At 65.2% G+C, this 411-nt stretch carries 1 pseudogene; it reads right to left on the reverse strand.

What is annotated here, in order from left to right:
- Nucleotides 1-306 (reverse strand): annotated as a pseudogene (locus tag IMZ11_RS44435) (ABC transporter permease); the annotation flags it as partial.
- Nucleotides 307-411 lie beyond the last annotated feature (105 nt).

Below are 411 nucleotides of genomic sequence, written 5' to 3' on the forward strand. Positions count from 1 at the left end.
CGTCCAGGCTCCGGCCCCGTCGACCTCGGCGGCGTTGAGCAGGTCCTGCGGCACCAGTGCCAGCCCGGCCAGCAGCAGCAACGCCATGAAGGGCGTCGTCTTCCACACTTCGGCCAGCACGATGATGGCCAGCGAGGGCAACTGTTCGGTGAGCGGGGCGCTGCCGTCGGGCAGGAGGTTGGCCAGATAACCGGTGCCCGGCGTCCAGGCGTAGTACCAGCTGTAGGAAGCCGCCACCGTCACGATCCCGTAGGGAATCAGCACCGCGGTGCGAACCACGCCCTTGCCGAAAATGGTGCGGTGCATGACCAGAGCCAGTGCCATACCGAGGACGAACTCGATGGTCACCGAGACGACAGTGATCGCCAACGTCACCGCGAATGCGGTCCACCAGTACTTGTCGGTCAAGAT

This window comes from Microtetraspora sp. AC03309 (assembly GCF_020826795.1).
Classification (GTDB): domain Bacteria; phylum Actinomycetota; class Actinomycetes; order Streptosporangiales; family Streptosporangiaceae; genus Microtetraspora; species Microtetraspora glauca.